Origin of the sequence: Lamprobacter sp. (genome assembly GCF_034860625.1) — a bacterium.
Lineage (GTDB): Bacteria > Pseudomonadota > Gammaproteobacteria > Chromatiales > Chromatiaceae > Lamprobacter.
The window spans coordinates 1-1,228 of the sequence record NZ_JAYESN010000556.1 but is presented as its reverse complement, the minus strand read 5'-3'; the positions used below and the strand labels follow the sequence as shown (position 1 = coordinate 1,228).

General features: G+C 61.9%; 1 protein-coding gene. It reads right to left on the bottom strand.

Annotated features, from left to right (window positions below; translation table 11 throughout):
* Positions 1–1,228: type IIL restriction-modification enzyme MmeI (locus VBE63_RS29755; protein ID WP_323686573.1), on the bottom strand; the 1,228-nt coding region annotated here is incomplete at both ends.

Here is a 1,228-nt window from a genome sequence, read left to right as displayed (position 1 = left end):
ACCGAGCGCGGCGCGCACAGCGGCGATCTGCTCGCGCATGCCGGCGCGGGCGGCGGGGAACGCCTTGGGCTTGTTGGCGGTTGCCGGAGTCGGCGGCGGCGCTGGCTGGTCGAGATCGGCGGCCTGCTGTGCGGCGGCGCTGGCGCTTGCCGGCTCCGGGTGTTGGTACTCGGGGCGCAGCCAGCGGATCTGGCCTTGAGCCTCCTCGGCGGCGCGTTCGGCGTTGAGCGCGACCAGGCGGGTGAGCAGCGCTTCCTCGGCTTCAAGCTGGGCGGCGGGTTTGTCGGGCCAGGGACAGGTCGCGCCGGGGCACCCGATAAGCGGGTCGGCGAGATCGCCCCAGCCATAGGCGGCGAAGACGGCGGTGTCGAGTTCGTCGTGCAGTTCGCGCAGCAGGCTGACCAGGCCCTGCTCGTGGATGGTTTTGTCCTTGGGCGTCAGTGGGGTTTCGCGGCGCAGGGCGTCGAGGACGTTGTAGAGGCCGGTCAGGGTCAGACTCGGGTGCTGGGCCTGTTGGCGCTTGCGGTGGGCGTCGATCTGCTCGGCGAGATCGCGGATGCGGGCGATTTGGGTGTCGCTGGCAGCGGGGAAGGGAAAGGTCTCGAAGCAGCGGGAGTGGTTGTAGCGGGGATCATTGCCGACTCCCAAGCGCCCTCCACTGGCTAGAGCCCAAACTGTATGAACGCGGGTCGAGAGAATTCCGAGAGCGAATGCATCTGCAATCGTAATTGCAACGATGCCTTGATCTGGCAGGATGTTTTCATCTAGAAATTGAAAAAAACGGTGCTTGGCTGTCATCGAGGTCGCGAGATAACGCGGCAGACCTGCCTTTGCGGCTCGCAAATCTGGTCGTGCTTCGGCAAACAGCCACCATTTGGCTTGATAGGTCGATCGTTTGGATTGGTCTCTTTCCGGCTTAACACCGTTGAGCACGCGCTGAAAAGATGCCGGAAATTGGTTTTTCGCCTGATCGAGTGTTAGCCCGAAAAAATCAATCGCAAAAACACCTCGCGGTGTGGCTGTTAGGTCTTTGCCATTGCGAAGCGGCTTGATGACATCAGGCTCTTGCCGAATCAGAATATCGCCTGGCTTGATCCAAAAGCCGCTTCCCATTAGGGTGACGCCACGAAAAGCGATGCCTTTGTTTGATAGCAGCGCCTTCGCCCCCGCCACATCCGCCCCAATCGACAAATCCGCAAACAGCTTGCCTTGACGCGTGTTCAACTCG